The organism is Aliiglaciecola aliphaticivorans (assembly GCF_054782055.1).
On sequence record NZ_BAAGTF010000061.1, the window covers coordinates 1 to 2,264 of the forward strand.

At 41.1% G+C, this 2,264-nt stretch carries 1 protein-coding gene; it reads right to left on the reverse strand.

From position 1 onward, the window contains the following. Positions 1-2,126: Tn3-like element ISKox2 family transposase (locus ACYVIL_RS20175; protein ID WP_460314519.1), on the reverse strand; the 2,126-nt coding region annotated here is incomplete at its 3' end. Between the last annotated feature and the right edge of the window lie 138 nt (positions 2,127-2,264).

Sequence of the window (2,264 nt, forward strand, 5' to 3'; positions counted from 1 at the left end):
TTGTTGGTGCCGAAGTATTTCGAGGAGTAGCGAGTTTTAAAAGTCTCAAGGTGAGTTTCAAATTTTTGCCCATCGGTACTGGCGTGCAGGACGTCTTCTTGGATGTGATAGTGGCGGAAAATAGGGAGTGCCGCTACTGCGTTATTGATGATATCACTAGCCTCTTGCAAGGTTTCAGGCCTAATATAATTAGCTTGTATAGTGCTTAGATGCTCATAACTGCGATCAGATATTTGTGCCATCCCATATACGCCGCGATGTGTCGCATTCGCAATTAGAATAGCCAATAAATCATCCTGATTGGCGCCTACTTGTTTTTGTATTGGCAGCACGTGTGCGAAGCATTGCATAAAGTTGGTTTCTTGTTCAACATAACGCAACACATCAGCAATACTGACGGGGATCATTTGTTTAAAGAAAGGGTTGTTGACAAGTGATTGGGAGCCTTTAACTGGCAGTCGCCATCGTGTGCCACTTCGGCTCTTCATGATCACATTGCGGTTATCACCATTATCAATGTGACGAGCAACATCTTCTAGGGATGTTGTTAAGCGTATTTGTTTTACTTGCAGTAGCTTCTGAATCGGCTGCTTTAGCTTTTCCAATGTTGATGATGCCAATAGATCAGGCTGTATTGACGATGCAATTAAGTCGTCTTCTAGCGCACGATATTTAGTGACGTTTGATAAGTAAATTCGACCATTAAGCCGAGAAGCCAGTTGACGGTAAAGCAACCATTCGTATCGCTGTGGATGAACAACATCCTTGTTAATTAACCATGGACGATGTTTTTGTTGGATAAGTGTACTATCCATTGTTTGCAATGTATTACCTGCTAATAGTTCTGTTTTTGTGGTTTTGAGCTGGGTCACTAATGCTTCTGAGCCTTTACCTGCTTGGCATTCAAGACATAGAAACACGGGCCTTAATAACTGCTCAATTAACCCGTTTTGATCATCATAATATTGCCATTGATATTCTTCTACCGTGCGTTTTTGCTTTTTTAAGTACAGGCATAGCGTTTCTATATCTTGGTTATTCATTACACTTAATGCTTGTTGCCTAACCGTTGCAAATGGTTGATTATCGTCGATACTGTCATCAACAAACAGATGCAGTAATTCTGCGGCTTTGGTGACATTGTCTGCAGCTGACCTCCATGAGTCAAACACTGCCTGTTGGGCAAACGCATGCGCAGCTTCTTGTTGTTTACGGATATGATGAATAAACCCATCAGCCAATCGCTCTAGGCTTTGCCGTATGCGTTGAGTCAGAAAACACAGCAACCATAGGTGTTGCTGTGGACGCTTAAAGCGTTTTAGTTTACTGCCATAATAATCCACCATTTCACCGAAGTGTTGTTGGTTTTTAGACGATAAGGCTAAGCCCTTAACAGCATTATCAATCTGTCTTGTATAAGGCTGTAACTGATGATACACCGTCAGTTCTTTTTTTAGCTCTGTCACCATAACGCTTTTTGCACCGGCTCGAAGCTGGCTTAAGGAGAGCCCATCTTTGTCATCGATAATAGTATTTAGAAATCCGTGTAGTTCAGATGAAACATGAATACGAAGCTTATTATTTAACGCCTTCTTGACCTGTTGGATAACACGACTGATAAGCTTTTGTAAGACAGTATATTTAGGGATGGCAATTCTATGCGTTGCTAGATATTCAGCGGCTGCATCGAATAGATAACGAGGCTCAAGCCAAGCTTTGCCGACCATAACAAGATGTTCGTACAGCGGCGCAAAGTGCAGACTTTCGTCCCATTTCTGATAGTTTAATAACCTCAGTATTCTTTGATATATACGGTCACGCTGCATCTTATTAATGCTGAAAGGCCTGATCCCTTTGCCTCCTTGAACTTGCGTTGAAATAAACTGCATATCGTCAAAGATGAGGTTAAAGCTAGGTGAAAGAATCACAGGCTTAGACTTAAAATACCCTAATAACGCAATGAAATAGCATCGGTGGTTCCTTAGGCGAATACTTTTCAACTCTGTTAACTCGATCTCGTTTGGCGTAAAATACAATCGTTGTTGTTCAAGTGATAATAGCGGCGGAGAATATAGATCAAGCTGCTCAGCTTTGGTAAGAATTGATAGTTCGTTTTTTATAGCCATAGGAATTAAATTAAGTTTAAGGGGTTGTTAACCTCATAATTTGCCATACTTTGGAGAAGTAACCCACCTTTGTATGCCTTTAAATATGGTGAGTATGGCGATTTATGTTACTTTAGAGGGGAAAATCCCTAGAACCCC